This window comes from Streptomyces huasconensis, from assembly GCF_021028635.1.
In the GTDB taxonomy this organism is placed as follows: Bacteria; Actinomycetota; Actinomycetes; order Streptomycetales; family Streptomycetaceae; genus Streptomyces; species Streptomyces huasconensis.
In genome coordinates, this window is sequence record NZ_CP086119.1 from 7,282,930 (window position 1) to 7,309,279 (window position 26,350).

23 protein-coding genes and 2 pseudogenes are annotated in these 26,350 nt (G+C 71.8%); 11 read left to right on the forward strand and 14 right to left on the reverse strand.

Translation table 11 applies throughout. From position 1 onward, the window contains the following. Position 1 precedes the first annotated feature (1 nt). On the reverse strand, positions 2-1,015 hold the full coding sequence (locus J2N69_RS32510; protein WP_230903905.1) for a thiopeptide-type bacteriocin biosynthesis protein: 1,014 nt from the start codon (positions 1,013-1,015) through the stop codon (positions 2-4). 156 nt (positions 1,016-1,171) lie between these two features. Here J2N69_RS32510 and J2N69_RS32515 point away from each other — a divergent pair, with 156 nt between their 5' ends. After that, entirely contained in the window at positions 1,172-1,315 is a 144-nt protein-coding gene (locus tag J2N69_RS32515; protein ID WP_230903906.1) for a hypothetical protein, read from the forward strand. Positions 1,316-1,567: 252 nt separating this feature from the next. Here J2N69_RS32515 and J2N69_RS32520 read toward each other — a convergent pair. Then, positions 1,568-1,783, reverse strand: a pseudogene (locus J2N69_RS32520) (histidinol phosphatase); the annotation flags it as partial. Positions 1,784-2,001: 218 nt separating this feature from the next. Between J2N69_RS32520 and J2N69_RS32525 the strand changes: the two are divergent. Further along, positions 2,002-3,033 carry a LacI family DNA-binding transcriptional regulator gene (locus tag J2N69_RS32525; protein ID WP_230903907.1) on the forward strand — a complete coding sequence of 344 codons (1,032 nt, stop codon included), beginning with the start codon at positions 2,002-2,004 and terminating at the stop codon, positions 3,031-3,033. 28 nt (positions 3,034-3,061) lie between these two features. On the opposite strand, the gene J2N69_RS32530 is transcribed toward J2N69_RS32525, so the two are convergent. Continuing rightward, positions 3,062-4,300, reverse strand: a complete 1,239-nt coding sequence (locus J2N69_RS32530) for a glycoside hydrolase family 64 protein (RefSeq protein WP_230903908.1) — start codon at positions 4,298-4,300, stop codon at positions 3,062-3,064. A gap of 222 nt (positions 4,301-4,522) precedes the next feature. On the opposite strand from J2N69_RS32530, the gene J2N69_RS32535 reads away from it, so the two are divergent. Further along, on the forward strand, positions 4,523-5,326 hold the full coding sequence (locus tag J2N69_RS32535) for a VOC family protein (RefSeq protein ID WP_230903909.1): 804 nt from the start codon (positions 4,523-4,525) through the stop codon (positions 5,324-5,326). Between the two features lie 212 nt (positions 5,327-5,538). Continuing rightward, positions 5,539-5,787 (forward strand): WhiB family transcriptional regulator, encoded by a 249-nt coding sequence (locus J2N69_RS32540; protein WP_127909663.1) that lies wholly within the window; start codon positions 5,539-5,541, stop codon positions 5,785-5,787. An 858-nt stretch (positions 5,788-6,645) separates the two neighbouring features. Here J2N69_RS32540 and J2N69_RS32545 read toward each other — a convergent pair. The 6 genes and pseudogenes from J2N69_RS32545 to J2N69_RS32570 all read right to left on the reverse strand — a co-directional run bounded on the left by J2N69_RS32545 (position 6,646) and on the right by J2N69_RS32570 (position 13,654). Beyond that, positions 6,646-6,924: a hypothetical protein gene (locus J2N69_RS32545; protein WP_230903910.1), complete on the reverse strand. Its 279-nt coding sequence runs from the start codon at positions 6,922-6,924 to the stop codon at positions 6,646-6,648. 30 nt (positions 6,925-6,954) lie between these two features. Then, positions 6,955-7,929 (reverse strand): acyl-ACP desaturase, encoded by a 975-nt coding sequence (locus J2N69_RS32550; protein ID WP_230903911.1) that lies wholly within the window; start codon positions 7,927-7,929, stop codon positions 6,955-6,957. 155 nt (positions 7,930-8,084) lie between these two features. Beyond that, positions 8,085-8,873, reverse strand: a complete 789-nt coding sequence (ddaH, locus tag J2N69_RS32555) for a dimethylargininase (RefSeq protein WP_230903912.1) — start codon at positions 8,871-8,873, stop codon at positions 8,085-8,087. 36 nt (positions 8,874-8,909) lie between these two features. Next, a pseudogene (locus J2N69_RS32560) lies at positions 8,910-11,261 on the reverse strand (ATP-binding cassette domain-containing protein). A 10-nt stretch (positions 11,262-11,271) separates the two neighbouring features. Continuing rightward, entirely contained in the window at positions 11,272-12,915 is a 1,644-nt protein-coding gene (locus tag J2N69_RS32565) for an ABC-F family ATP-binding cassette domain-containing protein (RefSeq protein WP_230903913.1), read from the reverse strand. 268 nt (positions 12,916-13,183) lie between these two features. After that, positions 13,184-13,654 carry an Lrp/AsnC family transcriptional regulator gene (locus tag J2N69_RS32570; RefSeq protein WP_230904971.1) on the reverse strand — a complete coding sequence of 157 codons (471 nt, stop codon included), beginning with the start codon at positions 13,652-13,654 and terminating at the stop codon, positions 13,184-13,186. A gap of 154 nt (positions 13,655-13,808) precedes the next feature. Between J2N69_RS32570 and J2N69_RS32575 the strand changes: the two genes are divergently transcribed. Next, positions 13,809-14,741, forward strand: coding sequence for an SMP-30/gluconolactonase/LRE family protein (locus J2N69_RS32575; RefSeq protein WP_230903914.1), 933 nt, complete (start codon positions 13,809-13,811; stop codon positions 14,739-14,741). 54 nt (positions 14,742-14,795) lie between these two features. After that, a complete protein-coding gene (gene nadE, locus J2N69_RS32580; RefSeq protein WP_127910848.1) occupies positions 14,796-15,626 on the forward strand; it encodes an ammonia-dependent NAD(+) synthetase in 831 nt (276 codons plus the stop codon). Between the two features lie 48 nt (positions 15,627-15,674). On the opposite strand, the gene ssgD is transcribed toward nadE, so the two are convergent. Further along, positions 15,675-16,091, reverse strand: coding sequence for a spore wall synthesis regulator SsgD (gene ssgD / locus J2N69_RS32585; RefSeq protein ID WP_127910849.1), 417 nt, complete (start codon positions 16,089-16,091; stop codon positions 15,675-15,677). A gap of 213 nt (positions 16,092-16,304) precedes the next feature. On the opposite strand from ssgD, the gene J2N69_RS32590 reads away from it, so the two are divergent. Beyond that, on the forward strand, positions 16,305-17,423 hold the full coding sequence (locus J2N69_RS32590; protein WP_230903915.1) for a WD40/YVTN/BNR-like repeat-containing protein: 1,119 nt from the start codon (positions 16,305-16,307) through the stop codon (positions 17,421-17,423). Between the two features lie 40 nt (positions 17,424-17,463). Here J2N69_RS32590 and J2N69_RS32595 read toward each other — a convergent pair whose 3' ends face one another. From J2N69_RS32595 to J2N69_RS32605, 3 genes are all read right to left on the reverse strand, one after another. Continuing rightward, entirely contained in the window at positions 17,464-17,763 is a 300-nt protein-coding gene (locus J2N69_RS32595; RefSeq protein ID WP_230903916.1) for a YciI family protein, read from the reverse strand. Positions 17,764-17,941: 178 nt separating this feature from the next. Continuing rightward, on the reverse strand, positions 17,942-19,378 hold the full coding sequence (locus J2N69_RS32600) for a flotillin family protein (protein WP_230903917.1): 1,437 nt from the start codon (positions 19,376-19,378) through the stop codon (positions 17,942-17,944). 78 nt (positions 19,379-19,456) lie between these two features. Next, on the reverse strand, positions 19,457-19,972 hold the full coding sequence (locus J2N69_RS32605) for a hypothetical protein (RefSeq protein ID WP_230903918.1): 516 nt from the start codon (positions 19,970-19,972) through the stop codon (positions 19,457-19,459). Positions 19,973-20,327: 355 nt separating this feature from the next. On the opposite strand from J2N69_RS32605, the gene J2N69_RS32610 reads away from it, so the two are divergent. Together J2N69_RS32610 and J2N69_RS32615 are read left to right on the forward strand one after the other, a co-directional pair. Continuing rightward, on the forward strand, positions 20,328-21,017 hold the full coding sequence (locus tag J2N69_RS32610; RefSeq protein ID WP_230903919.1) for an endonuclease V: 690 nt from the start codon (positions 20,328-20,330) through the stop codon (positions 21,015-21,017). A gap of 73 nt (positions 21,018-21,090) precedes the next feature. Further along, the gene (locus J2N69_RS32615; protein ID WP_230903920.1) at positions 21,091-22,545 is read left to right on the forward strand and encodes a glyceraldehyde-3-phosphate dehydrogenase; all 1,455 of its coding nucleotides are present in this window, start codon (positions 21,091-21,093) and stop codon (positions 22,543-22,545) included. A gap of 63 nt (positions 22,546-22,608) precedes the next feature. Here J2N69_RS32615 and J2N69_RS32620 read toward each other — a convergent pair whose 3' ends face one another. Next, on the reverse strand, positions 22,609-23,844 hold the full coding sequence (locus J2N69_RS32620; protein ID WP_230903921.1) for a saccharopine dehydrogenase family protein: 1,236 nt from the start codon (positions 23,842-23,844) through the stop codon (positions 22,609-22,611). A 147-nt stretch (positions 23,845-23,991) separates the two neighbouring features. Here J2N69_RS32620 and J2N69_RS32625 point away from each other — a divergent pair, with 147 nt between their 5' ends. Both J2N69_RS32625 and J2N69_RS32630 read left to right on the forward strand, forming a co-directional pair. Then, complete coding sequence (locus J2N69_RS32625) at positions 23,992-25,131, forward strand: CaiB/BaiF CoA transferase family protein (protein ID WP_230903922.1); 1,140 nt, start codon at positions 23,992-23,994, stop codon at positions 25,129-25,131. A gap of 55 nt (positions 25,132-25,186) precedes the next feature. Next, entirely contained in the window at positions 25,187-26,329 is a 1,143-nt protein-coding gene (locus J2N69_RS32630; RefSeq protein ID WP_230903923.1) for an acyl-CoA dehydrogenase family protein, read from the forward strand. Positions 26,330-26,350 lie beyond the last annotated feature (21 nt).

The window sequence follows — 26,350 nt, forward strand, 5'->3', positions numbered from 1 at the left end:
GTCAGCAGGCCTCACGGTCGCGGGCACGGGGCGCGTCCGGTGTGTCGTCGGGGTCCGGGGCGTCGGCGAACAGCGCTTCGACCAGCAGGCTCTGTCGGGCGAGTGAGAACCGGCCCCGGTTCCAGTGGAAGATGGCGTGGTGGGCGGCAGCCCTGCGGGGGCCGACGGTCGCGTCACCAGCCTCGAAGTAGTCGGTGCGCCAGCGCGAGGCGGCTTGCCGCGCGGCGTCCTGGTGGTCGCGCACGATGGTCCGCCAGGTGTCCGGGAGGACACCGAGCTGGTCCTCGCGGGAGAGGTTCCAGTACGCGCGAATCCCCGCGGCGGCCCCTTGCCTGGACGCGTCGCGCAGGCCGCCGACCAGGCGGCGCCCCGTCTCCTCCCGTGCGACCTGCCAGACCCCCCGGTGCTCCCAGCCCACCACGCCCAGGCCGTCCAGGGTCGCGCGCAGCAGTGTGAGGGACACACGCCAGTCCGCGCCGGCCTGCGGCCCTCCTTCGGCCCGGGAGGCGAGGTGGTCCAGCCATGCCAGGGAGTCCGCGGTGAACAGGGCGTGCACCAGGGGCATGGCGCGCGGGCCGCCGAACAGGTAGGTCTCCGGCTCGTACACACCGTCCGTCGGGCTCGTCCGTGCACCGCAGCGGCGGTCGAAGCGGCGGAGGAGTTCAGCGCGCAGAGCGGGGACGTCCGCCGGTCGGCCGGTATGGAAGCGGATACGCAGGCCGGGGGGCTTGTGCATGAAGAAGAAGTCGTTCGCCCAGCCGCTTCCCAGAAGTTCCCGGGCGGCCTCGGCGAGCCGTCGGTAGAGCGCGGGCCAGGCATCCGGCGCCGGTGCCAGGCCGAGCTGCACCCATCCGGTCTCCGGCAGATCGTCACGCAGCGCCCGCAGCCCGGCAGCGAGGAAGGTGCGGCGGGCCTCGGCGTACGCGGCGCCCTCGGGTGCGAGCGGCAGTACGCCGAGAGACGCGGCACGCGCGTCCCGCAGACAGTCGGCCAGCAGCCGCTCCACGTCCACCATGCGGTCCCCTTCAGAGGCGTCATCCTTCCTCTCAGCAGATGTCCGGACCACGTCGTCCGAAAGCACGACAACAGTTAGTCATATGAGCAACTGAGGCACGCCGGAGCGGCGTTGGCCCCGCTGTGCCCACCGGCGCGCACGCCAGCCGGTCACCGCGTGCCCGGCGGGCGCGAAAGCTTCGGGACGCCGTCAGGCGCGGCGTGGTGGAACTTCGTGGGCCGGGCCCAAGAGGACAAGGAACAGGGCCGCGCCGACTGGACGACGGGCACCCGCTTCGGCGAGGTGAAGGGTTACGAGTGACGACGGCCCCGCGCACTTCGCCCCGGAACGGCCGCCGGAGGTGCTGAAGTCCCGATGCGACGGTTTCCCTCGGGTGAGTGCAGACAGTGCGCTCCTGTGCGCGAGGCTCCTGCGAGGCCGTCTCGTGCGGGACTCGGCCGTCGCCTACAGGGGGACGAGTCGCTCCCTCGCCGCCTGGGGCCCGGCACCGGCCGGGGTGACCGCCGGCCACCTGGGTCGGCACGGGTCACGGCGCGTGAGACCTCTTGCCGTTCACCCATGCGCCTCGGCCGGGGCGCATGGATGGGGCTCTTCGGGCAGGAAGGTGACCTGGGGCGCGCCCGTGCGCGGAAGGGTGGTGACCTCGCTCGCCACGCCATAGGCATCGGCCAGCAGTTCGGGTATGAGGACATCGACGGGCGGACCCGAGGCGGTGACCTCGCCATCGCGTAGTACGTAAAGGCGGTCGCAGTAGTACGTGGCCAGATTGGGCCGGCCTACACGGCCACGCGGTGCTGATCGTCTGACGTGCCCTCACGGTAGGCCCCGGGAAGTGCAGATGGCACAGGTGGCCCCCACGTCACGGTGGCCGGTCCTCAGCGCACCCCACCCCATTCCAGCCCACTCCGCCCCACCCCTCGCCGAGCCGGTGGCTGAGCCGATACGGGAGGATGCCCCCTGACACCGTCAGGGAGGAGTGAGCGAAGGTGACCGAGGAACCGCGTCCGACCCTGGAGGCCGTGGCCGCCCGCGCCGGGGTTTCCAGGGCCACCGTCTCCCGTGTCGTCAACGGCGACCCCGGGGTGCGCGAGGTGCTCGCCGCGAGGGTGCGGCACGCGGTCGACGAACTCGGCTACGTCCCCAACCGCGCCGCCCGCAGCCTGGTCACCCGGCGCCACGACGCGGTCGCCGTGGTGATCGCCGAGCCCGAGACCCGGGTCTTCGCCGACCCGTTCTTCGCCCTGCAACTACGCGGAATCAGCGCGGAGTTGACCGCGCGGGACGTGCAGCTCGTGCTGCTGCTCACCGAGGGGCGGGACGACCACGAGCGGGTCGGCCGCTATCTCGCGGGCGGTCACGTGGACGGCGCCCTCGTCTTCTCCCTGCACCTCGACGATCCGCTGCCCGCCATCATCCGGCGCGCCGGGGTGCCGACCGTGTTCGGCGGCCGCCCCGGCTGGTTGGACGCCGCCGCGGGCGAGCGGGGCGCGCCGTACGTCGACTGCGACAACCGCGGTGGCGCGCGCGAGGCGGTGCGTCATCTGGTGGGGCTCGGTCGCGGCCGCGTGGCGCACATCACCGGTCCGCTCGACCAGATCTCCGCGGTCGACCGGCTCGACGGCTACCGTGACGCCCTGGCCGACGTGGACCCTCGGCTGATCGCCGAGGGTGACTTCACGCCTGCGGGCGGGGAGCGTGCGATGCGGGAACTGCTCGACCGAGTACCGGAGTTGGACGCGGTCTTCGCGGCCAACGACCTGTCGGCGTCCGGTGCCCTTCGGGTGCTGCGGGAGCGGGGCAGGAGCGTGCCGGACGACGTGGCCGTGGTCGGCTTCGACGACATGCTGCCGGTCGCCGAGCAGACCGATCCCCCGTTGACGACGGTCCGTCAGGACATCGAGGGAATGGGTCGGTTGATGGCCGACATGCTTCTGCGCGGCAGGGGAGGCGAGGGTCTCGCCTCCGGGCCGGAGAGCGTGGTGCTGCCGACCGCCCTGGTGCGCCGGGCCTCGGCGTGACGCGCCGGACGCCTTGAGAGCTACGGGGTCACGAGCCCACGCTCACCGTGAACCGCCGCGGGTTGCCGTCGTGCGCCGCTCCCGAGACGTCCGGCTGCCCGTCGGGACGGACGTCGTCGTACGGGAACGCGTACCCGATGGGGGAGTTGGCGTGCACGACACGTGACCAGTGGTTGGTCACCTCACCCCGGTAGTAGTCGGCGCTGGTCGCGCCATTGGGCTGTTGCGGGTGCGTGAGCATGAGGCTGCGGTTGAACCCGGCGGCGAGCCGCGCGAGGAGGCCCTTCTTGTCGTCGGGGTCGCCGGGGTTGTTGGCGAAGGGGCCGTGGTTGCAGGTGAAGATGTCCTTCGACGTCGGTTTGGTGAAGGAGTGTCCGCCGTTGAACGTCAGTACGTCGCCGTTGACGCGCCCGGTGAACACGCTCCGGCCACCCTGGAGATCGATCCTGAGGTCGGTGGAGCGGTACTTGTCCCACACCTGGTCGATGTAGCGGTTCCAGACGTCGCGGAAGGGCATCTGGTCGGGCCGGTCGAAGTAGGGCGCCATGAGGTTCTGCGGCGAGATGACGCGCAGTACGCCTCCGCCGTTGCCCTTGATGACCAGGTCGTCCCACGGCTGGCCGTCCCTCGCCGCCTGCGCGACGAGATCGGAGGCGATCCTGTCCACGGCGCCGTCGGGGAGCGGGGCCACGGTGTGCGTGGCATCGCCCTCCAGGGTCAGCCCGATGGGCAGGGCGGTGACGAGGTCGACGTAGCTGATGTTGGCGTAGAGCTGCTGGGGGTTGAAGGTGAACTCGCAGAACGACCAGGTGCGGCCGTAGTTGGGGTCCGCCCGGGTCGCGAAGGCGGGCTCGACCAGCGCGGGGCCGGGATTGAGGAAGAAGTCCAGCTTGTCGTCGCGTACGAAGTAGACCCGGGCGCCGTACATCTGCGGCAGCGTCAGGACTCTGGGGGCCGAGCCCGCCGCGCCGAGCGGTATGGCGCAGTCGACGGGCAGCGGGGTCTGCGGCGCCGAGGGGGAGTCGGGGCGGTAGACGCCGCCGTCGGGCTTGAGCAGCACCCAGCGGCCGGTGCCCTGTTCGTGACCGGTGACATAGGCGTGGACGCGGCCGGGGAGCGACTTGTTCTTCAGGGCGAGTTCACAGGTGGCGGGCGCCGCCTTGCCGCCGGCCCGGGCGCTGGGGCTGAGGGCGCTTCCCCACAGGGGATAGGTGAGGGCGCCCGTGGCACCGGCGGTGGTGGTCAGGAACTTTCGACGCGATATCACGGAAGGTCTCCTGCGCGGTTGTGGGGGTGGTGCACCACTGTCGTGGTGGGTGGTTGCGGCGTCAAGAGATGTGACTGAGAGCGCTCTCAGAATTCTTGTCCGTTCATGAAGTGGCGGCAGGCGGATTGTCAGTGGTGGGTGCCAGACTCGAAGGAGCGGGACGGAGATACGTCGGCGGCGGTGACGTCGGTCGACGGCAGACATGCGACAAAGGAGTCGATCATGCTTAGCACTCGTTTTGCTCTAGGAGCCCCGGTCTGGGCCGACATGTGCGCCCCCGACCTCGACACGGTCAGCGATTTCTACCGCGAGTTGTTCGGCTGGGAGCTGCTGCGGGGCGGCCCCGAGGTGGGCGGCTACAGCCAGTTCCAGCTCTCCGGCCGGACGGCGGCGGGAGCCATGGCCATCGCGGCGGACGAGGCGCCGCCCGCCTGGACGCTCTACTTCCGCGCGGCGGACGTGGACGCCACGGTCAGGTCGGTCGAGCAGGCCGGGGGGCGGGGGATCTTCGAGCCCACGGACGTCCTGGACCTCGGCCACATGGCGGGCTTCGCCGACGTGGCCGGTGTGCCCTTCTCCGTCTGGCAGCAGGGCAGCCTCAAGGGGCTCGATGTCCTGAACGAACCGGGTGGCCTGGTCTGGACCGAGCTGTACACCCCGGACGTCGCCGCGGCCACCGCGTTCTACGGCTCGGTGTTCGGCTGGCAGACCACCGAGATGGCCTTCCCGGGCGGCACGTACACCATGGTGCATCCCGCCGACGGCACCGCGGACGACATGTTCGGCGGCATGGTGCCGCTCGACAGCGACCCCTCCGAGGCCGGGGCCTATTGGCTGCCGTACTTCCAGGTGGAGGACTGCGACGCCACGGTCGCCAAGGCCGAGCGGGCCGGCGGCTCGGTGCGGATGGCGCCGGTGGAGATGGCGGGCGTGGGGCACTTCGCGAAGCTGGCGGACCCGGCGGGGGCGCGGTTCGCGGTGCTTCAGCCGTCGCCCCCCGGTGAGCAGATGGAGTCGCAGTCGTAGTGGTTGCTGCCGGGGGCGGGTGGCCCGGTGGCGTGGGGTGGGGTGAGGGTTTCGGGGTGGTGTCCGACGGGCAGCGCTTGTCGGGGCGCGGCTTGATCGGGGGCGTGCGCCGCGGTGGGGCTCCGCCGGGGCCGGGGTGGAAAACGCCGCCCCGGGTGGTCGTTGATTGTTCGTTGATCGTCTGTTTCGCGCGCCCGGGCAGTATCGACGGCATGCAGATCGACATGACGGCCCAGCCCGAACTCGCCTGGCAGGAGCAGGCGCTGTGCGCACAGACCGGAGCGGACTTCTTCTTCCCCGAGCCCGGTAGCTCGGTGCGCGAGGCGAAGGACATCTGCCGGATGTGCGCGATGCGCCCGGCCTGCCTGGAGTACGCACTCGCCAACGACGAGAGGTTCGGCGTCTGGGGCGGCCTCTCCGAGAAGGAGCGCTACGCCCTCAGACGCGTGCCTCGCGGTTGAGGGGGGTGTGGTGGGGGCGGTCGCGTGTGCCTCGCCCTCATGGGGGTGGGGGCGAGGCGCGTGCCTCGCCTTTGCGGGGGAGTGGTACGGGTGGGCGTGTGCCTCGCGCCGGTAGGGGACCAGTGGGGGCGAGGCGTGTGCTTCGCGCCCGTAGGGGACCACTGGGCGGCGGGGCCGTATGCCTCGCCCTCGTTGGGGGGGCAACTAAGGGCTCGGCGCGTACCTCGCCCGCGACGGGGCAGCTTGGGCTCAGCGGCGCGGGGGCGGACGCCCTGACCCGGGCCTCGGGCTCGACAGTGAGCATGACGCCAGACCGCCCCTCCGCGCCGCCGTTGGCGAGCACCGCCCACCTCGCAACCCGTGACGCGTCGCCGCCGCGGTGACCCGAATACGGCAACCCTTGCAGCCACACCGCACCGCCCCGGTGACGCGAAGCCCTGCACCTTCCGAGCCGCGCCGCGCCCGTGACGCGGCCCCGCGACCTGCGCAGCCGCACCGCACCAGCGACGCGCGGCCCTTCCCCAACTTCGTAGCGGACGCCGCGCCATTGACGCGGCCTTCGCATTCCCAGGCTGCGGCCCCGCACTGATGACGCGCGGCGCCCGCAGCCCGGTCAGCCTCGCCACACCGGTGACGCGCAGTCCCACAACCGCGCCACACCGGTGACGCGCCGCCTCTGCAACCCCCACAGCCCCACCGCACCTGTGAGGCCCCCGCAACGACACAGGCCGCACTGGCTGCGCGAGGCCTCAGCAACCCCGCACCGGCGACACGCCCCCCGCATGCCCCGCTACGGCACCGCCCCGCAGTACCGCGCCGCACGCTCCGCGCCGCCCGCCGGAGGCATACCCCCGCGGCTCAGCCGGCGCGGCCGTGCGGCTGGCCGGTGAGCCAGCCGAACGGCCGACCAGCCAGCCAGCCGGTGAGCCAGCCGACCAGCGCCGGCCGGTGAGCCAGCCAGCCGGTGAGCCAGCCAGCCGGTGAGCCAGCCGAACGGCCGACCAGCCAGCCGGTGAGCCAGCCGACCAGCCAGCCCGCCGACCGGTAAGCCAGCCAGCCAGCCAGCTCGTCGGCCGGTAAGCCCGCCAGCCGGGCGACCAGCCAGCCGCTAAGCCAGCCACCCGGTAAGCCACCCAACCGACCAACCAACCAACCGTTTACGTCCGGTCAGGCCTTCCGCGCCGCCATTCGGGCCTTGCGGGCCGCCAGCCTCTCGTCGAACTTCGATGCCTCCGCGTCCAGGCCGCCCATGTAGAAGCCCAGCTCCTCCTGGGCCTGGAGGCCCTCGGGGCCGAGACCGTCGATCTCCAGGACCTTCAGGAAGCGCAGCACGGGCTGGAGGACGTCGTCGTGGTGGATGCGCAGGTTGTAGACCTCGCCGATGGCCATCTGCGCGGCGGCCCGCTCGAAGCCCGGCATGCCGTGGCCCGGCATGCGGAAGTTGACCACCACGTCCCGCACGGCCTGCATCGTCAGGTCCGGGGCCAGCTCGAAGGCGGCCTTGAGCAGGTTCCGGTAGAAGACCATGTGGAGGTTCTCGTCGGTGGCGATGCGCGCCAGCATGCGGTCGCAGACCGGGTCGCCGGACTGGTGTCCGGTGTTGCGGTGCGAGATGCGGGTCGCCAGCTCCTGGAAGGCCACGTACGCGACCGAGTGCAGCATCGAGTGGCGGTTGTCCGACTCGAAGCCCTCGCTCATGTGGATCATCCGGAAGCGTTCCAGCTCGTCCGGGTCGACGGCGCGCGAGGCGAGGAGGTAGTCGCGCATCACGATGCCGTGGCGCCCCTCCTCGGCGGTCCAGCGGTGCACCCAGGTGCCCCAGGCGCCGTCGCGGCCGAAGAGGGAGGCGATCTCGTGGTGGTAGCTGGGGAGGTTGTCCTCGGTGAGCAGGTTCACCACCAGGGCGATGCGCCCGATGTCGGTGACCGGGGACTGGCCCTTCTCCCACGCCTCGCCGTCCTCGAAGAGGCCGGGGAAGTTGCGCGCGTCCGAGAACGGGACGTACTCGTGGGGCATCCAGTCCTTCGCCACCTTGAGGTGGCGGTTCAGTTCCTGCTCGACCACTTCCTCCAGCGCGTAGAGCAGCCGGGCGTCGGTCCAGCTGTCCGAGCTGCTGCCGAGGTGGGGAGAGGTGATCGTCACGTGGGCTCCATACGGGGACGGGGGTGCTTACGGGCAGCGCGAGCGGTGCGCTACCTACGGTCTCGTAGGTTACGTTGCCGTAGGTTAAACCCTCCGTAAAGGGCCTGTGAGACCGCACCCCGCCGGGTTCCCCGCCACGAAGGCCTCATCACTGGTCAGACGTACAGTTCACGGAGCCGGACTGAGAGGCACGTCACACATCCTTCGAGCTTCTCGAACTCGCTGATGTCCACCCGAACAGGGTCATAACCGAGGTCGGCGAACAGCTCCGCGCTCTTCGGCGCGCTCGCCGCCATCAGCAGCTTCCCGCCGCCGAGCAGGACCACGTGCGCGCCTGGCTCCTCCGGTACGGGCAGAAAGCGCGGGAAGAGAGAGGGGCGCCCCATCGGCGGCTCCCGGCCGATCACGGTCCCGTCGGGCAGCGCCGTCACCGCGGACTTCAGATGCAGGGCCCGGGCGAAGGGTCCGGTGAGAGGTACGGCCACCACCCGTGCCCCGAGCGGTTCGAAGGCGGCCCGCAGCTGCCGCACTCCCTCCGCGTCGGTCCGCCCGCCCCGGCCGACGTAGAGCGTGTCGCCGATTCTGAGGACGTCGCCGCCGTCCAGCGTGCCGGGCTCCCGGACCCGGTTCACCGAGCAGCCGAGCCGGGCCACGGCCTCCTCGACGCCCGCCGTCTCGCCCCGCCGCGGCCCGGCACCCGGCCGGGCGATCAGCGCCACGTTCCGGAAGACGACCACCGCGTCCTCGACGAACACCGAGTCCGGGCAGTCGTCCGCCGGCTCCACCTCCAGGGTCTCCCAGCCGTGGGCGTCGAGCGCGCCCACGTACGCCTCCCACTGGCGCAGCGCGAGCCGCACATCGACCGGGGTACGTTTCAGGTGGGTGACGAGGCCTTCGGCGAGGCGCGGGCCGGGGCGGCGGACCAGGGCCTTCTTGCTGGGCACGGCAGGCTCCTCACGGGGGCGGGGCGGTGCCGCACATCATGCGGCGTGCGCCCGCCCCGTGCCCAGAGCGCCTCGGAGGTGCTCCGCGGTGAACGACCCTTCGGCCTCCACGAGTTGGGCCGGGGTGCCCTCGAAGACGATCCGCCCGCCGTGCTTGCCGCCGTCGGGGCCGAGGTCGATGACTCAGTCCGCGTGCTTGACGACGTCGAGGTTGTGTTCGACGGCGAGCACCGTGTTCCCGGCGTCGACCAGCCGGTCGAGGAGCGCGAGCAGCCCGTCGACGTCCGCCAGGTGCAGGCCGGTGGTCGGTTCGTCCAGGACGTACGTGGTGCCGGTGCGGTGCAACTGCGTGGCCAGCTTGATGCGTTGGCGCTCGCCGCCGGACAGGGTGCTCAGCGGCCGGCCGAGCGTCAGGTAGGTGAGGCCCACATCCCGCAGGGCGCCCAGGCGCCTGCGTACCGCCGTGTCGTCGAAGCGCTCGAAGAAGTCCAGCGCGCGCTCGGCGGTCATCTCCAGCACGTCGACGACGGACCGGCCGTCGACGGTCAGGCGCAGCACCTCGTCCTTGAAGCGCCGCCCCGCGCACGCCTCGCACGTCGTGGTCACCGGGTCCATGAACGCCAGGTCGCTGTAGATGATCCCGCGCCCCTGACAACGCTCGCACGCCCCATGGGTGTTGAAGCTGAACAGGCTCGCCTCGGCACCGGTCTCCCGCGCGAAGAGCTTGCGTACGGTGTCCATGATCCCGAGGTACGTCGCGGGGGTCGAGCGGCCCGAGATGCCGATGGACGACTGGTCGACGACCACGGCGTCCGGGTGCGCCGCGGTGAACGCCTTCGACACCAGCGTGCTCTTGCCCGACCCGGCGACGCCGGTGACCGCGGTGAGCACCCCGGCCGGCACCCGCACGCTGACGTTCTTGAGGTTGTGCAGATCGGCGTCCTTGATCCAGAGTTCGCCGGTCGCCCTGCGCGGGTTCTCCTTGACGCGCCGGACGCGGCGCAGGTGGCGGCCGGTGAGGGTGTCCGCCCGCCGCAGCTCGTCCGGGGTGCCCTCGAAGACGACCAGGCCGCCGCCGGAACCGGCCGCGGGGCCCATGTCGACGACGTGGTCGGCGATCGCGATGACGTCCGGGTCGTGCTCGACGACCAGGACGGTGTTGCCCTTGTCGCGCAGCCGCAGCAGCAGGTCGCCGAGGCGCCCCACGTCGCGCGGGTGCAGGCCGACGCTCGGTTCGTCGAAGATGTACGTCATGCCGGTGAGGCTGGAGCCGAGGTGGCGCACCATCTTCAGCCGCTGCCCCTCGCCGCCGGAGAGCGTGGACGTCTCGCGGTCCAGGCTGAGATAGCCGAGGCCGATCGCCTCGATCCGCTCCAGCGCCGCGACGGCCGCCGCGGCGATCGGGCCCGCCACGGGATCGTCGATGCGCCCCAACTCCTCGATGAGATCGGTGACTTCCATCCTGGTGCAGTCGGCGATCCCCAGGCCGTTGATCCGGGTGGCGAGCGCCGCCGGGTTGAGGCGGGCGCCCCGGCACGCCGGGCACGGGCCCTCGCGGAGGAAGGCTTGGGCGACGTCGCGGGTCTTCTGGGAGAGGGTGGAGAGGTCGCGTTTGAGATAGAGCCGCTCGAAGCGGTCCGCGAGGCCCTCGTAGTCGGTGTCGCGGGCGCCGCCAGTGTTGCGGACGGGCACCTTCTTGCCGCTCGGCTTCCCGCGGGAGTCGCGGCCGCCCCGCATCAGGAACTCCCGCTCGGCGTCGGTGAACCGCCCGACCGGCTTGTGCGGGTCGAGGTCGGGCGTGTTGGTGTAGGTCTGGCCGTGCCAGGTCCCCACGGCGAACGGCGGGAAGAGGATCGCGCCGTCCGCCAGGGACCTGGTGGGGTCGAGGATGCGGTCGTAGTCGGGCCGCACGGTGCGGCCGAGGCCGTCGCACTCGGGACACATGCCCGACGGGTCGTTGAAGGAGTACGCGGTCGCCGGGCCCGCGCTGGGCGTCCCGTGCCGGGAGAAGAGCACCCTGATCACGGAGTAGATGTCCGTCATCGTGCCCACGGTGGAACGGGAGTGGCCGCCGATCGGCTTCTGGTCGACGACGATCGCGGGCGAGAGATCCTCGATGACGTCCGCGTGCGGCCGCTCGTACTTCGGCAGCCGGTTGCGCACGAACCAGGTGAAGGTCTCGTTCAGCTGGCGCTGGGACTCGACCGCGATCGTGTCGAAGACGACCGACGACTTCCCGGAGCCAGAGACCCCGGTGAAGACCGTGAGGAGGCCTTTCGGGATGCGCAGATCCACCTCCCTGAGGTTGTTCTCCCGGGCTCCGGCGATGGTGATGTGCTGATGTGTGTCGTGTCGGATGGCTCGCTGCGTGCGTGTGTCGGGCTCCATACGCGCGAAGCTAGCCGCAATATCCGACAGCTTCTGTCTTCTTTTCCCGGGTGATCTCCTTCAGTTCCCCGTCCAGCAGCAGCCATCGTGTGATGCCGATGGACTCCAGGAACGGCAGGTCGTGGCTGGCCACGATCAGCGCGCCCTCGTACGACTCCAGGGCCGTCGAGAGCTGCTTGACGCTCGCCATGTCGAGGTTGTTCGTCGGCTCGTCGAGCATGAGCAGCTGCGGCGCCGGCTCGGCGAGGAGCAGCGCCGCGAGCGCCGCCCGGAACCGCTCGCCGCCCGACAGCGTCGCCGCCTGCTGATCGGCCTTGGCGCCCTTGAACAGGAAGCGCGCCAGGCGGGCCCGTACGCGGTTGTTGGTCGCGTCCGGGGCGTACGCCGCCACGTTCTCGGCCACCGTACGGTCGTCGTCGAGCACGTCCAGCCGCTGAGGCAGGAAGCGCAGCGGCACGTGGGCCGGCGCCTCGCCCGAGACCGGTTCCAGCTCCCCGGCGATGGTCCGCAGCAGCGTCGTCTTGCCCGAGCCGTTGCGCCCGGTCAGCGCGATCCGCTCGGGGCCGCGCAGCTCGAACCGGCCCCGCACACGGGCTCCGTAGCAGAGTTCGAGACCGTTGAGGGTGAGGACGGTACGGCCCGGGTGCACCAGGGTCTGCGGCAGGTCGACGCGGATCTCGTCGTCGTCCCGCACCGCCTCCACGGCGTCGTCGAGGCGCTCCTTGGCCTCGGCGAGTTTCTCCTCGTGCATGATGCGGTGCTTGCCCGCGGATTCCTGGGCGGCCCGCTTGCGCGCACCCATCACGATCTTCGGTTCGCGCTTCTGGTCCCACATCTTCTGGCCGTACCGCTTGCGGCGGGCCAACTTGACGTGGGCGTCCGCCAGTTCGCGCTTCTGCTTGCGCAGGTCGGACTCCGCGACGCGCACCATGCGCTCCGCGGCCTCCTGCTCGGCGGCGAGGGTCTCTTCGTACGCGCTGAAGTTGCCCCCGTACCACGTGACCTCGCCGTCGCGCAGATCGGCGATCTGGTCGACCAGGTCCAGGAGTTCGCGGTCGTGGCTGACCACGATGAGGACCCCTGGCCAGGCCTCGACGGCCGCGTACAGCCGCCGACGGGCGTACAGGTCAAGGTTGTTGGTGGGTTCGTCGAGCAGCAGGACGTCCGGTCGGCGCAGGAGCAGCGCGGCCAGGCGCAGCAGCACCGACTCGCCGCCCGAGACCTCGCCCGTGGTGCGGTCGAGACCGATGTGGCCGAGCCCGAGCTGGTCGAGGGTGGCGAGGGCGCGCTCCTCGACGTCCCAGTCGTCGCCGACGGCGGTGAAGTGCTCCTCGCGCACGTCGCCCGCCTCGATGGCGTGCAGCGCGGCGCGCGGCGCGGCGATGCCGAGGACCTCGTCGACGCGCAGCCCGGTGTCGAGCGTGACGTTCTGCGGCAGGTAACCGACCTCACCGGCGACCTTGACCGCACCGTCGGTGGGCGTCAGCTCACCGGCGATCAGCTTCAACAGGGTCGACTTTCCTGAGCCGTTGACGCCGATGAGTCCGGTGCGGCCGGGCCCGAAGGACATCTGGAGCCCGTCGAAGACGCCGGTGCCGTCCGGCCAGGCGAAGGTGAGGGAGGTGCAGGTGATGGAGGTGGGGGAGGGAGACATACGGGCCTCGCGTCTGCGTGGTGTGGAGCGCGGTCAGGGGCAACGCGTTCGAGACACCGCGGCGGTGGTGAGGCCTGGAGCGGAGAGCATGAAAAAAGGCCTGTGCCGGGGCGGGACGGCTCGTGAGCCGAGGTCGCACGCGACGTGCACGGCAGCGGAAGCTGCGTGACGCGGTGTCTCATGACCTCAGACGAGCAACGTCCTTCTCCTATCGGCGGCAACAGAACCGAGAACACCGTAGGAAGAGCCGCCCGGCGCTGTCAACGAATTATCCGGGTGCCGCCTTCCGGGCCGCCGTCGGGGAGAGGGGCTGGACCGGTCGTTCGAAGAAGGTCTCCAGGGCCACCGTCGCCTGCGTGCCACTCACGCCCTCGATGGCGTACAGCCTGCGCAGCACGTCCTGGAGCTGTTCCGTCGTCGCGGCCCGCACCTTCACCAGGACCGAGGCGCTGCCCGCGATGACGTGCGCCTCCTGGATCTCCGGGATCGCCGCGAAGGCGTCGGCCGAATCCCCCATCCACGCGGTCGATTCCACCATCACGAAGGCCAGGACGCCCCGGCCGAGCGACGCCGGGTCCACCTCGATGGTGGTGCGCCGGATCACGCCCCGTTCGCGGAGCTTGCGCACCCGTTCATGAGCGGCACCCGCCGAGAGGCCGACCTCCTTGCCGAGCGCCGCGTACGCGGTGGTCGCGTCGCGCTGGAGGGCCGCGATCAGCTTCCGGTCGACCTCGTCCATGCCGTACACCCCGCCCATGCCGCTCACCGCCCCCATGCCGTTGCGTCCCCCCGCTCCCATGTCGTTCACCGTCCCCATGGCAAAACCATATGGCGTTCTGGCATAGTCCACTAGGGCCATACACCGTTCGGTCTCAGCTCGCTTAGGGGTAATCATGCCTGGTTCCGGTGACACGATGCTGTACGAGATCCTGGACGACCGGTTCCGCACCGGACGCTGCGCCAACGGCGACGACCGCCTCGAAAAGCTGTACGGCGACTGCCGCTGGGCCGAAGGCCCCGTCTACCTCCCCGCCTGGCGCCAGCTGATCTGGAGCGACATCCCCAACGACCGGATGCTGCGCTGGGACGAGGAGACCGGGGCCGTCTCGGTCTTCCGCCGCCAGGCCGGACACAGCAACGGCAACACACTGGACCGCGAGGGCCGCCTGATCAGCTGCGAGCAGGGCAACCGCCGGGTCACCCGCACCGAGCCCGACGGCACGGTGACCGTCCTCGCCGACCGCTATGACGGCAAGCGGCTCAACAGCCCGAACGACGCGGTCGTACGCTCCGACGGCTCGGTCTGGTTCTCCGACCCCGACTTCGGCATCACCAGCGACTACGAGGGCTTCCGCGCCGAGCCCGAACTCGACGGCCTGAACGTCTACCGGATCGACCCCGGGACGGGTGAGGTGCGCCTGGTCGCCGACTGCTTCGGCGCGCCGAACGGGCTCGTCTTCTCACCCGACGAGCGGCAGCTGTACGTCTCCGACACCCGCGCCCGGGTCATCCGCGTCTTCGACGTCCGCGACGACGGCACACTCTCCGACGGCGAGGTCTTCGCCCGGGCCGCGGACGGCACCGGCAGCTTCGACAACCTCCGCTTCGACGACGGCGGCCGGCTGTGGGCCGCGGCCATGGAGGGCGGCGTGCACTGCTACGACCCGGACGGGACGCTCATCGGCCGCCTGAACATTCCCGAGCCGGTCTCCAACATCGCCTTCGGCGGCCCCAAGAACAACCGCCTCTTCATCACCGCGACGACCTCGTTGTACTCGGTGGTGATGGGGGTAACCGGACTGCCGAGGGTGGCGCGCCGGGCCTGACCCCACGTCTGCCCCGACCTCCGCCGCATACAACCGTTCGACACAGGAGCAACCATGACCGACCGCACGACGCTCTCTCCCCAGCAGGAGATCGCCCGGACGCTCCGCGTGAGCGCGGACTTCGACGCGACGACGGAGACCGAGCGCCGCGTGGCCTTCCTCGCCGACCAGCTGACCACCACGGGCCTGCACGCGCTGGTGCTCGGCATCAGCGGCGGTGTGGACTCCACGACCGCGGGCCGGCTGTGCCAGCTCGCGGTCGAACGGGTCCGCGCCACCGGGCGGGACGCGACGTTCTACGCGATGCGGCTGCCGTACGGCGTCCAGGCCGACGAGAGCGACGCGCAGGCGGCGCTGGAGTTCATCCGGCCCGACCGGGTCCTGACCGTCGACGTGCGGCCGGCCTGCGACGCGGCCCTGGACGCGCTGCTGGCCGGCGGCGCGATCTTCCGCGACGCCCACCACCAGGACTTCGTCCACGGCAACATCAAGGCACGCCAGCGCATGATCGCCCAGTACGCGGTGGCGGGCGCGCACGACGGCCTGGTGGTCGGCACCGACCACGCCGCGGAGGCGGCCTCCGGCTTCTTCACCAAGTTCGGTGACGGCGGCGCGGACGTCGTACCGCTCGCCGGTCTCACCAAACGGCGGGTGCGGGCCGTGGCACGGGTCCTCGGCGCGCCGTCCGCGCTCGTCGAGAAGGTCCCGACGGCGGACCTGGAGACACTGGACCCGGGCAAGCCGGACGAGGAGGCGCTCGGCGTCTCCTACGACGACATCGACGGCTTCCTGGAGGGCGAGCCGGTGGCGGAGGAGACCGCCGCGGCCATCGTCCACCGGTACCGGATCACCGAGCACAAGCGGCAGCTGCCGATAGCTCCCTGAGGCCGGGGCCCGGCGGGACGGGCGCTCACCGGCATGCGCGTCGGCGCGTCAGCACGCGTCCCGCATCAGCTCGACCAGGTCCTGGTCCAGGTCGACGTGGCGGTGCTCCTGGCCGACCGGCACCAGGGCCGTCGTACGGCGCAGGAAGCGGCGCAGCTCCCCGGTGCGGACATGGACGATCGCGGTGCCCTCGGGGGCGTGGAACTCCACCACCGTGCGGTCGAAACCGTACGGACGCACCCGCACGTCGCCGTCGCCCACCGCGCGCTCCACACCGTCCGTGAGCAGTTCGCGGGCGAACGTCCAGTACACCTCGACGCCTTCCAGCGTGGCCGGGGCGGGAAAGCTCATCCGTACGGCGAAGGGGTCCCGCCGGTCGTAGTGGAGCGTTGCGGGAATGGTCGGCATCCGCGGCGCGGCGGCGACCAGGCGGGCCTCTACGGCTTGCTCGATGACGGTGGACAACGCCTGCTCCCTCACTGACTGCTGGACGACTGGGGTCGGCACTTGGATAGACGACGGAATGACGAGATCCGTGCACACGCGGGGTGGGCGAGACCGAGTGACCTCTGTCACCGCGACACCGTGGGAGCGCCCGCGGTTCCCGGAGCCCGTCGCACAGGGGGCGCCTTCCGGCCATCTGGACGAGGCCCGGCGCGTCGGCTAGCTTCGCCCGCCATGAGGGCCATGGGGAAGTCGAAGTCGGTGGGCCGCGCGGTGCTGGCGGGACTGTGCGGGGCGGCACTCGCGGGAGCCGTCCTCGCGGCGCCCGCGACCGCGAACGGCGCGAGCCCGAAGGGGCACGGGCCCGCCCCGGGCAAGGGTCTGAGCTGGCGGCTCAAGGAGAGCGGCACGGACGCCCGCTTCCGCGGCCTCGCCGCCGTCAGCCGGGACACGGCCTGGGTGGCGGGGACCAAGGGGACGGTGCTGCGCACCTCGGACGGCGGCAGGACCTGGCGCGATGTGTCCCCGCCGGGGGGCGCCGGTCTCGAACTGCGGGACGTGGAGGCCTTCGACGGCCGGCGCGCGGTGGTGCTCGCCATCGGCGAGGGCGAGGCGTCCCGCGTCCTGCGCACCGACGACGGCGGCGCGACCTGGACGGAGTCCTTCCGCAACACCGACGCCAAGGCGTTCTACGACTGCGTGACCTTCTTCGACCGCCGCCACGGCCTCGCCGTGAGCGACCCGGTCGACGGCAAGTACCGCATCCTGTCCACGGCCGACGGCGGCCGCTCCTGGAAGGTGCTGCCGTCCGCCGGCATGCCGGCCGCGCAGGAGGGCGAGGCGGCCTTCGCCGCGAGCGGCCAGTGCCTGGTCGCCTCCGGGCCGCATGACGTGTGGCTGGCCACGGGCGGGGCGGCACGCGCGCGTGTCCTGCACTCGGCCGACCGGGGGCTCACCTGGACGTCCGCCGACGCGCCGATCCCGGCGGGCGACCCGGCCCGCGGCGTCTTCGGCCTCGCCTTCCGCGACCGTACGCACGGCATCGCGGTCGGCGGCGACTACCGGGCGGGCCAGGCCTCGCCCCGGGCGGCCGCGGTCACCGGGGACGGCGGCCGCACCTGGACCCCGGCCGGGCGCCCGCCGCCCGCCTACCGCTCGGGCGTCGCGTGGTTCCCGCACAGCCGGGCCACGGCCCTCGCGGTCGGCCCGACGGGCACCGACGTCACGCGGGACGGCGGGCGGAGCTGGCGGACGGTCGACGCCGGGTCGTTCGACACCGTCGACTGCGCCGCGGACCGGGGCTGCTGGGCGTCCGGCGAGAAGGGGCGGATCGCCCGGCTCGAGCCGCGCTGAGACCCGTCGCGGCGACGGACGGCCCCCAGGCGGCCATCCGCTACGCGGGCAACTGCTCGCGGTAGGAGGCGAGTTCGGGTGCCGTCTTCGTCGCGTAGAACTCGGTGACGCGGTACTCGCACACACCGGCCAGCACGAACGGGTCCGCGGCGGTGATCTCCTCGATCCGCGCGCGGTCCTCCGCCACGGCGATGATCACGCCGCCGTCGCGGGGGTTCTTGCGACCGGAGGCGATGAAGACCCCCGCCGCGTACTGCTCGTCGAGCCAGGCCACGTGGGCCGCCAGCTGCTCGTCGACGGCCGTGACGGGCGCGGTGTAGGTCAATTCGAGAATGAACATGATCGCGAGGCTACCGGGCTCCCCGGCAGCGGCCGAGGGGCACCTGGCGGCTGCCGGGCACTCCAAGGTGCTGCCGGGCACCCGTGGCCTTCGGGCGCTCCATGGCCGTCGGGCAACCCCGTGACCGTCGGGCACCCGCTCGGGGCGCTCGTACAGCCGTCGCGCCCTCTGTGTACGCCTAGTCGGTGACCTCGATCCGGCCGTTGACCGTGGCGGGAGCGGCCGCGGCCGGCGCGGGCGCCGGTGTCCTGCCGCCCGTGAGACCCTTCAGCAGCTCGGCGAGGTCGACTCCCGTGGTGGAGCCGAGGAGTTCGATGCCCTGGGCGACGTTGTCGGCGACCGTGCGCGACAGCTGGCTCGCCCCGTCCGTGGAGATCACCGTCATCTTGTCCACCGCGCTGAGCGGCTCGGACGCCTTCGCGACCACGCTCGGCAGGACCTCGACGACCATCTGCAGGACGGCGGCGTCACCGTACCGCGCGAACGCGTCGGCCTTCTTGCGCATCGCCTCCGCCTCCGCGGCGCCCTTCGCGCCGATCGCGGCGGCCTCGGCCTCGCCCTCCAGACGGACGGCGTCGGCGAGCGCCGCACGGTGCGCCTTCTCGCCCTCACCGGTCAGGCGGGCCCGCTGCGCGTCGGCCTCGGCCTGCTTGACCAGGGCGATCCTGCGGGCCTCCGCCTCCTGTTCGGCCTGGTAGCGCGCGGCGTCGGCGGGCTTGCGGACCTTGGTGTCCAACTCACTGTCCGTCAGGGCGGCCTGGCGCTGGGCGACCTTCTCCTGCTCGGTCAGGACGTCTTGCTGCCGCGCGGCCTCGGCGAGCGGCCCCGCGGCGGCGGCACGCGCCGCCGCCTCGTCCGTCTCGGCCTTGATCTCGGCCTGCTTGAGCGCGAACGTCCGCTGGGCGACCGCTATCTCCTCCTCGGCCTTCAGCCGCGCCTGCTCGGCGGCGCGGCGCGCCACGGCCTCGGCGATGTCCGCCTCCTGCTTGGCGCGGGCGGCCTCGGGACGCCCGAGGTCCTCCAGGTAGGAGCCCTCGGTGGTGATGTCCTGGATCTGGAAGGCGTCAAGGACCAGGCCCTGCCCGGAGAGGCTGGCCTCGGCCTCCTCGGCGACCTGCCCGGCGAACGCGGCGCGGTCCCGGATGATGTCCTCCACCGACATGCGCCCCACGATGGAGCGCAGCGCTCCGGAGAGCACCTCCTGGGTGAAGCCGACGATGCCGTCCTGCTGGACGAGGAAGCGCTGGGCGGCGGCGCGGATGGAGTCCTCGGTGCCGCCGACCTTCACGATGGCGACGCCTTCCAGGTTGGCTTTCACGCCGCGCAGGGTGACGGCGCCGCGCACCGCGATCGGGATGTGCCGCGAGGACAGGTCGAGGGTGAACTTCTGCTGGACGAACGGCACGACGAAGACGCCGCCGCCGACCACGACCTTCTGGCCGCTGTTGTCGGTCATGACACGGCCGGTGTCCGGATCGGTGGACCGCTTGCCGCGCCGCCCGGTCACGATGAAGGCCTCGCTGGGCCCCGCCACCTTGTAGCGGGTGATGACGACGAGCGCCAACAGGACGAGGAGTACGACGACGCCGACGACGGCGGTCAGGACTGGACTCATGGTGCATTCCCCCCTGCCACCCGGGGACGGCAGATCGGTTACGTGATGGTGGTCGGTCGGTACGTGCCCGGGGCGGGGTCAGCGCTCCACGGGCCGCACGGTCACCGAGGTCGGCGAGAGCGAGGCGTCGACCCAGATCTCGGTGCCCCGCGCCACGGCTGCGGAGCTGCGCGCCGCGATCTTCACGGGCTGGCCGCCGAGGCGCAGCAGCACCTCGCCGTAGCCGTCGGCCGGGATCGCGGTGACGACGGAACCCGCCGTACCGACGAGATCGGCGCCGCGCGGCGTGGCGGCGGTCTGGTCGCGCATCAGGGCGCGGGTCAGCTTCAGCGTGAGCCAGCCGGCCCCGGCCCCGGCGCAGCTCCCCGCCACCGTGGCGGGGACCGCGCCGAGACCGGTGGTGCCGAGCACGATGGCTCCCCCGAAGCCGAGCATCGACACGAACCCGGCGACGACCGGCAGGGAAAGGAGCCCGTCGAAGAGCCCGTCCAGCACGCCCGCTCCGCCGAAGAGCCCTTCGAGCACTCCGTCGAGGATGAGCGAGAGCACCAGCAGCACGAGGCCCGCGATGCCGAGAACCAGAAAGACCGTCATCGGACCATTTCCCCTGTCGTGCCGTTCACCTCGGTACGGACAGATCCTGGCATGCCGGTCTGACAACCGACATTGCCTGGTTCCGGCAGTCTTTACGCGTCCTTGATGCCGGTCGGCGGCGAGGGGCACCCCACTAGGGCCTGTCTGACAATTCCCGTCTGCCTCGCGACGCCATGCACGCTCCCCCGAGCTCTTCGAGCAGGGGGTGCCCCCACTCGCCGCACCGGGCGCAGAGCCAAGTGCATCCAGTACGAGGCACTACGCCCGGCACGCCGAGAGCACGCACCTGACGCCGCGAGGCCGCCCTCCGGGCGACGACGGGAATTGTCAGACAGGCCCTAGGCTGGCCCGCACCATGATCAGCTACACACTTCCCGCCGACTGGCCCACCGACGAGAAGGCGGCACGCGCCGTCCAGGACGAACTGCGGACCCGTGTCGTGCTCGACGAGCCGGGCCCGCCGGCCGGCACCGGACACGTGACGGGTGTCGACGTCGCGTACGACGACGAGCGCGACATCGTCGCCGCGGCCGTCGTCGTGCTCGACGCGGCCACGCTCGACGTGGTGGAGGAGGCGACGGCGGTCGGCACGGTGGCGTTGCCCTACGTCCCCGGGCTGCTGGCCTTCCGGGAGGTCCCCGCCGTGCTCACCGCGCTCAGCAGGCTCACGGTCCACCCGGGACTCGTCGTCTGCGACGGCTACGGCGTGGCGCACCCGCGCCGCTTCGGCCTCGCGAGCCACCTGGGCGTCCTGACCGGCCTCGCCACGATGGGCGTCGCCAAGAACCCCTTCACCTTCACGTACGAGGCTCCCGCCGCGCCCCGGGGCAGCGCCTCGCCCCTGCTGGACGGCGCGGAGGAGGTGGGCCGCGCGCTGCGCACCCGTGAGGGCGTGAAGCCGGTCTTCGTGTCGGCGGGCCACCGGGTGACCCTGGACAACGCGTGCGCCCACGCCCTGCGCCTCACTCCCCGCTACCGCCTGCCGGAATCCACCCGCCGCGCGGACGCCCTGTGCCGGTCCGCGCTGCGGGAGGCGACCGGGTGAAGGCGACCGGGTGAACGATCAAAAAGAAGAGCGGGTTAGCATATGAGCGCCGCCTAGCTCGAAAGAGAAACCTGTGACTGTCAACGACGACTCGTTCACCAACTGGAAGCACCGCGAGGAGATCGCGGAGTCGATGATCCCGCTCATCGGGAAGCTGCACCGCGAGCGGGACGTGACGGTCCTGCTGCACAGCCGCTCCCTGGTGAACAAGTCGGTGGTCAGCATCCTCAAGACCCACCGCTTCGCCCGGCAGATCGCCGGCGCGGAACTCTCGGTCACCGAGACGCTGCCCTTCCTGCAGGCTCTCACCGCGCTCGACCTCGGCCCGTCCCAGATCGACATCGGCATGCTCGCCGCGACGTACAAGACGGACGACCGCGGCCTGTCGGTGGCGGAGTTCACCGCCGAGGCCGTCGCCGGCGCCACGGGCGAGAACAAGATCGAGTGCCGCGAGGGCCGCGACGTCGTCCTCTACGGCTTCGGCCGCATCGGCCGCCTCGTCGCCCGCCTCCTCATCGAGAAGGCCGGCTCCGGCAACGGCCTGCGGCTGCGCGCCATCGTCGTACGCGGGGGAGGGGAGCGGGCCGCCGAGGACATCGTCAAGCGCGCCTCGCTGCTGCGCCGCGACTCCATCCACGGCCAGTTCCAGGGCACGATCACCGTGGACGAGGCGAACAGCACGATCATCGCCAACGGCAACGAGATCAAGGTGATCTACGCCAACGACCCCTCCGAGGTCGACTACACGGCGTACGGCATCAAGGACGCCATCCTCATCGACAACACGGGCAAGTGGCGCGACCGCGCGGGTCTCTCGAAGCACCTGCGCCCCGGTGTCGACAAGGTCGTCCTGACCGCCCCGGGCAAGGGCGACGTGCCCAACATCGTGCACGGCGTCAACCACGACACGATCAAGCCCGACGAGCGGGTCCTGTCCTGCGCCTCCTGCACCACCAACGCGATCGTCCCGCCGCTGAAGGCGATGGCGGACGAGTACGGCGTGCTGCGCGGCCACGTGGAGACCATCCACTCGTTCACCAACGACCAGAACCTCCTGGACAACTACCACAAGGCCGACCGCCGCGGCCGCTCGGCGCCGCTCAACATGGTGATCACCGAGACCGGCGCGGCCTCCGCCGTCGCCAAGGCGCTGCCGGACCTCAAGGCGCCCATCACCGGCAGCTCGATCCGCGTCCCGGTGCCGGACGTCTCGATCGCCATCCTGAGCCTGACGCTCGGCCGCGAGGCCACCCGCGAGGAGGTCCTCGACTACCTCCGCGAGGTGTCGCTGACCTCGCCGCTCAAGCGCCAGATCGACTTCACCAGCGCCCCCGACGCGGTCTCCAACGACTTCATCGGCTCGCGCCACGCCTCGATCGTCGACGCGGGCGCGACCAAGGTCGACGGCGACAACGCGATCCTCTACCTCTGGTACGACAACGAGTTCGGCTACTCGTGCCAGGTCATCCGCGTCGTCCAGCACGTCTCCGGGGTGGAGTACCCGACGTACCCGGTGCCGGTCGCCTGATCCGCACCTGATCCTCACGGGTGCCCCGCCCCGCCCTGCGTGGGGCGGGGCACCCGGTTCCGGCTAGCGCACCGACGCGACCCGGAAGGTCAGCCCCGCCGCGTCCAGGCGCGCGATGAGCGCGTCGCCCATCGCCTCGGCCGTGGTGACCTGCCCCGCGGACGGCGGCAGGTCGTCCAGCGCGAGGCACAGCGCCGACTCGGCCAGCATCTTCGCCGTCTCGTCGTACCCCGGGTCGCCGCCCGCGACCTCGGTGAAGACCCGCTTGCCGCCGCCCTCGCCGACGAACCGCACCGAGAACCACGTCCGGTCCCTGACCTCCTTGCCCGGCCCGTCGCCGGGCTTGAGGCGGCCGGACAACCACCGCCGCACGGGCGGCAGTTGCGCGGCCGCCAGCAGACCGCCGAGGGCGAGCGGGCCGCCCAGGGCCATCGGCAGCGTCTTCACGGCCGCGTAGTGGCGGTAGCGGAAGTCCGGCCCGTACCGCTCCAGGGCGCGCGCGGAGCGCTGCACGACCTGCGGGTCGATCGTCGGCAGCGGCAGCGCCCAGGCGCCGACCTCGGCCGCGTACCGCGGTGGCCCCGGCGGCGCGTACGCCGTGCGGCCGGCCGGGCGGGGCTCGAGGCGGCGCCGGTCCTTCGCGGCGGCCAGCATCTGCCGTCCCCGCCCGAACTGGTTGAGCGCGGAGGCGAACGTCCCGCCGGAGAAGCGCCCGTTGGTCCGCACGAACCCGTCCACCCGCAACGGCACACCCTCGGGCAACTGCCGCACTGTGAAGTACGCGCCCAGGTCGTGCGGGACCGAGTCGAAGCCGCACGCGTGCACGAGCCGGGCCCCGGTCTCCCGCGCGCGGGCGTCGTGCCGCACGTACATGAGGTCGACGAACTCCGGCTCACCCGTCAGGTCCACGTAGTCCGTGCCCGCCTCCCCGCACGCGCCCACCAGTTCCTGGCCGTACGTCAGGTAGGGGCCGACGGTCGTGGCCACCACGCGCGCGTGGGACGCCATGTCCCGCAGGGAGGCGGGGTCCGCCACATCGGCCCGCACCAGCGGCAGTCCGGCACACGCGGGGTCGAGGGCGGCCAGCCGCTCCCGCAGCTTCTCCAGCTTCGCGGTGTCACGCCCCGCGAGCGCCCAGCGCAGCCCCTCGGGCGCGTGCGCGGCCAGGTACTCCGCCGTGAGCACCCCCACGAAACCGGTCGCTCCGAAGAGCACGATGTCGTACGCGCGATCCCTCTTCGCACCGCTCGCCGTGGTCCCGCTGCCCTCACTGCTCTCGCCGTGCTGCTGACTGGTCATGGCACCTCTCCGTCGTACGCCGGGGCGGTTGTGGGTGCCGAGGCTAGCAATTCGCTAAGCGCTTGCTCCTCAGGGGCTTGTGCGCGGTGGAACACGTTCTTAGCATCACTGGTGTTACATCAGTTGTGTCATAGCGCTGGGGGCTCAATGGCAGTACCGGGCAAGGGCGTTAACGGTCCGCTCGCCGGGGTGCGCGTGGTGGAGCTGGCGGGCATCGGGCCCGGCCCGTTCGCGGCCATGCTCCTGGCCGATCTCGGCGCCGACGTCGTACGGGTGGACCGGCCGGGCGGCGCCGGCCTCGCCATCGACCCGGCGTACGACGTCACCAACCGCAACAAGCGATCCGTGGTGATCGACCTGAAGGCACCCGGCGGCGCCGCACAGGTCCTCGACCTGGTCGAGCGCGCCGACGTCCTCATCGAGGGCTACCGCCCCGGCGTGGCCGAGCGCCTCGGCGTCGGCCCCGAGGAGTGCCACGCCCGCAACCCCCGGCTCGTCTACGGCCGGATGACCGGCTGGGGCCAGGAGGGGCCGCTCGCACCCCGCGCCGGGCACGACATCGCGTACATCGCCATCACCGGCACCCTCGGCATGATCGGCGACGACGGGAAGCCGCCCGCGATCCCCGCGAACCTCCTGGGCGACTACGCGGGCGGCTCGCTCTACCTCGTCGTCGGCGTCCTCGCCGCGCTCACCCACGCGCGCGCGGGTGGCGAGGGGCAGGTCGTGGACGCCGCGATCGTGGACGGGGCGTCCCACCTCTCCGCCATGATCCACGGCATGCTCGCCGCCGGTGGCTGGCAGGACCGCCGCGGCGCCAACCTCCTCGACGGCGGCTGCCCCTTCTACGGCACGTACGAGACCTCCGACGGCGGCCACATGGCCGTGGGCGCCCTGGAGCAGCAGTTCTACGACGAGTTCATCGCGTTGCTGGACCTGACCGAGGCGGCGCCCGCCCGCAAGGACCTGGCGCGCTGGGGCGACCTGCGCGAGGCCGTCGCCGCCCGCTTCAAGGAACGTACGCGCGAGGAGTGGACGGCCGTCTTCGAGGGCTCCGACGCCTGCGTGGCACCGGTGCTGTCCCTGCGCGAGGCGCCCGCGCACCCCCATCTCGCCGCCCGCGGCACCTTCACCGACCACGGCGGCATCACCCAGCCCGCCCCCGCGCCCCGCTTCTCCGCCACCCCCACGCGCGTGCGCACCGGTCCCGCGCGGCCCGGGGCCGACACCGCCGACGTGGCCCGCGACTGGGACGTACCGGCCCTCACGCGCCCGACGACGCCATGATGACCGCCAACCGCCAAGGGCAGGCCCGCACCGGGCCCCAGGAGGCCACGTACCGATGAAACGGCAGATCTTCTCCGCCGAGCACGACGCGTTCCGCGAGACCGTGCGCACCTTCCTCGCCAAGGAGGTGCTCCCGCACTACGAGCAGTGGGAGAAGGACGGCATCGTCTCCCGCGAGGCGTGGCTCGCGGCCGGACGGCAGGGGCTGCTCGGGCTCGCCGTCCCGGAGGAGTACGGCGGGGGCGGGAACGCCGACTTCCGCTACTCCGCGGTCCTCGCCGAGGAGTTCACCCGCGCGGGCGCCGCCGGGCTCGCGATCGGCCTGCACAACGACATCATCGGCCCCTACCTCACCTCGCTCGCCACCGAGGAGCAGAAGCGCCGCTGGCTGCCCGGCTTCTGCACCGGGGAGACCATCACCGCCATCGCGATGACCGAGCCCGGCGCGGGCTCCGACCTCCAGGGCATCCGCACCAGCGCCGAGGACCGGGGCGACCACTGGGTGCTGAACGGCTCCAAGACGTTCATCTCGAACGGCATCCTCGCCGACCTCGTCATCGTCGTCGCCAAGACGTCCCCCGAAGGCGGCGCCCACGGCCTGTCCCTGCTCGTCGTCGAGCGCGGCATGGCGGGCTTCGAGCGGGGCCGCAACCTCGACAAGATCGGCCAGAAGGCCCAGGACACCGCCGAGCTGTTCTTCCACGACGTACGCGTCCCCAAGGAGAACCTCCTCGGCGAGCTGAACGGCGCCTTCGTCCACCTGATGACCAACCTCGCGCAGGAGCGCATGGGCATCGCCGTCGCGGGGATCGCCGCCGCCGAGCACCTCCTGGAGATCACCACGGCGTACGTCAAGGAGCGCGAGGCCTTCGGGCGGCCGCTGGCCAAGCTCCAGCACATCCGCTTCGAGATCGCGGAGATGGCCACCGAGTGCGCCGTCACCCGTACGTTCCTCGACCGGTGCATCGTCGACCACTCGAACGGGGAGCTGGACGCGGTCCACGCGTCGATGGCGAAGTGGTGGGCCACCGAGCTGCAGAAGCGCGTCGCCGACCGCTGCCTGCAACTGCACGGCGGCTACGGCTACATGACGGAGTACCGCGTCGCGAAAGCCTTCACCGACGGACGCATCCAGACCATCTACGGCGGCACGACCGAGATCATGAAGGAGATCATCGGCCGTTCCCTCCTCGACTGAGCCCCCAGAGCCTCTCACCCC

Excerpts from the sequence above, each read along its gene's own strand:
- J2N69_RS32605 (WP_230903918.1), bottom strand. The coding sequence starts at position 19,972 with ATGACGGTCTTTCTGGTTCTCGGCATCGCGGGCCTCGTGCTGCTGGTG.
- J2N69_RS32565 (WP_230903913.1), bottom strand. The coding sequence starts at position 12,915 with ATGTCTCCCTCCCCCACCTCCATCACCTGCACCTCCCTCACCTTCGCC.
- J2N69_RS32630 (WP_230903923.1), top strand. The coding sequence starts at position 25,187 with ATGAAACGGCAGATCTTCTCCGCCGAGCACGACGCGTTCCGCGAGACC.
- J2N69_RS32625 (WP_230903922.1), top strand. The coding sequence starts at position 23,992 with ATGGCAGTACCGGGCAAGGGCGTTAACGGTCCGCTCGCCGGGGTGCGC.
- J2N69_RS32600 (WP_230903917.1), bottom strand. The coding sequence starts at position 19,378 with ATGAGTCCAGTCCTGACCGCCGTCGTCGGCGTCGTCGTACTCCTCGTC.
- nadE (WP_127910848.1), top strand. The coding sequence starts at position 14,796 with ATGACCGACCGCACGACGCTCTCTCCCCAGCAGGAGATCGCCCGGACG.
- J2N69_RS32610 (WP_230903919.1), top strand. The coding sequence starts at position 20,328 with ATGATCAGCTACACACTTCCCGCCGACTGGCCCACCGACGAGAAGGCG.
- J2N69_RS32540 (WP_127909663.1), top strand. The coding sequence starts at position 5,539 with ATGCAGATCGACATGACGGCCCAGCCCGAACTCGCCTGGCAGGAGCAG.
- J2N69_RS32620 (WP_230903921.1), bottom strand. The coding sequence starts at position 23,844 with ATGACCAGTCAGCAGCACGGCGAGAGCAGTGAGGGCAGCGGGACCACG.
- J2N69_RS32570 (WP_230904971.1), bottom strand. The coding sequence starts at position 13,654 with ATGGACGAGGTCGACCGGAAGCTGATCGCGGCCCTCCAGCGCGACGCG.
- J2N69_RS32510 (WP_230903905.1), bottom strand. The coding sequence starts at position 1,015 with ATGGTGGACGTGGAGCGGCTGCTGGCCGACTGTCTGCGGGACGCGCGT.
- J2N69_RS32575 (WP_230903914.1), top strand. The coding sequence starts at position 13,809 with ATGCCTGGTTCCGGTGACACGATGCTGTACGAGATCCTGGACGACCGG.
- J2N69_RS32535 (WP_230903909.1), top strand. The coding sequence starts at position 4,523 with ATGCTTAGCACTCGTTTTGCTCTAGGAGCCCCGGTCTGGGCCGACATG.
- J2N69_RS32595 (WP_230903916.1), bottom strand. The coding sequence starts at position 17,763 with ATGTTCATTCTCGAATTGACCTACACCGCGCCCGTCACGGCCGTCGAC.
- J2N69_RS32590 (WP_230903915.1), top strand. The coding sequence starts at position 16,305 with ATGAGGGCCATGGGGAAGTCGAAGTCGGTGGGCCGCGCGGTGCTGGCG.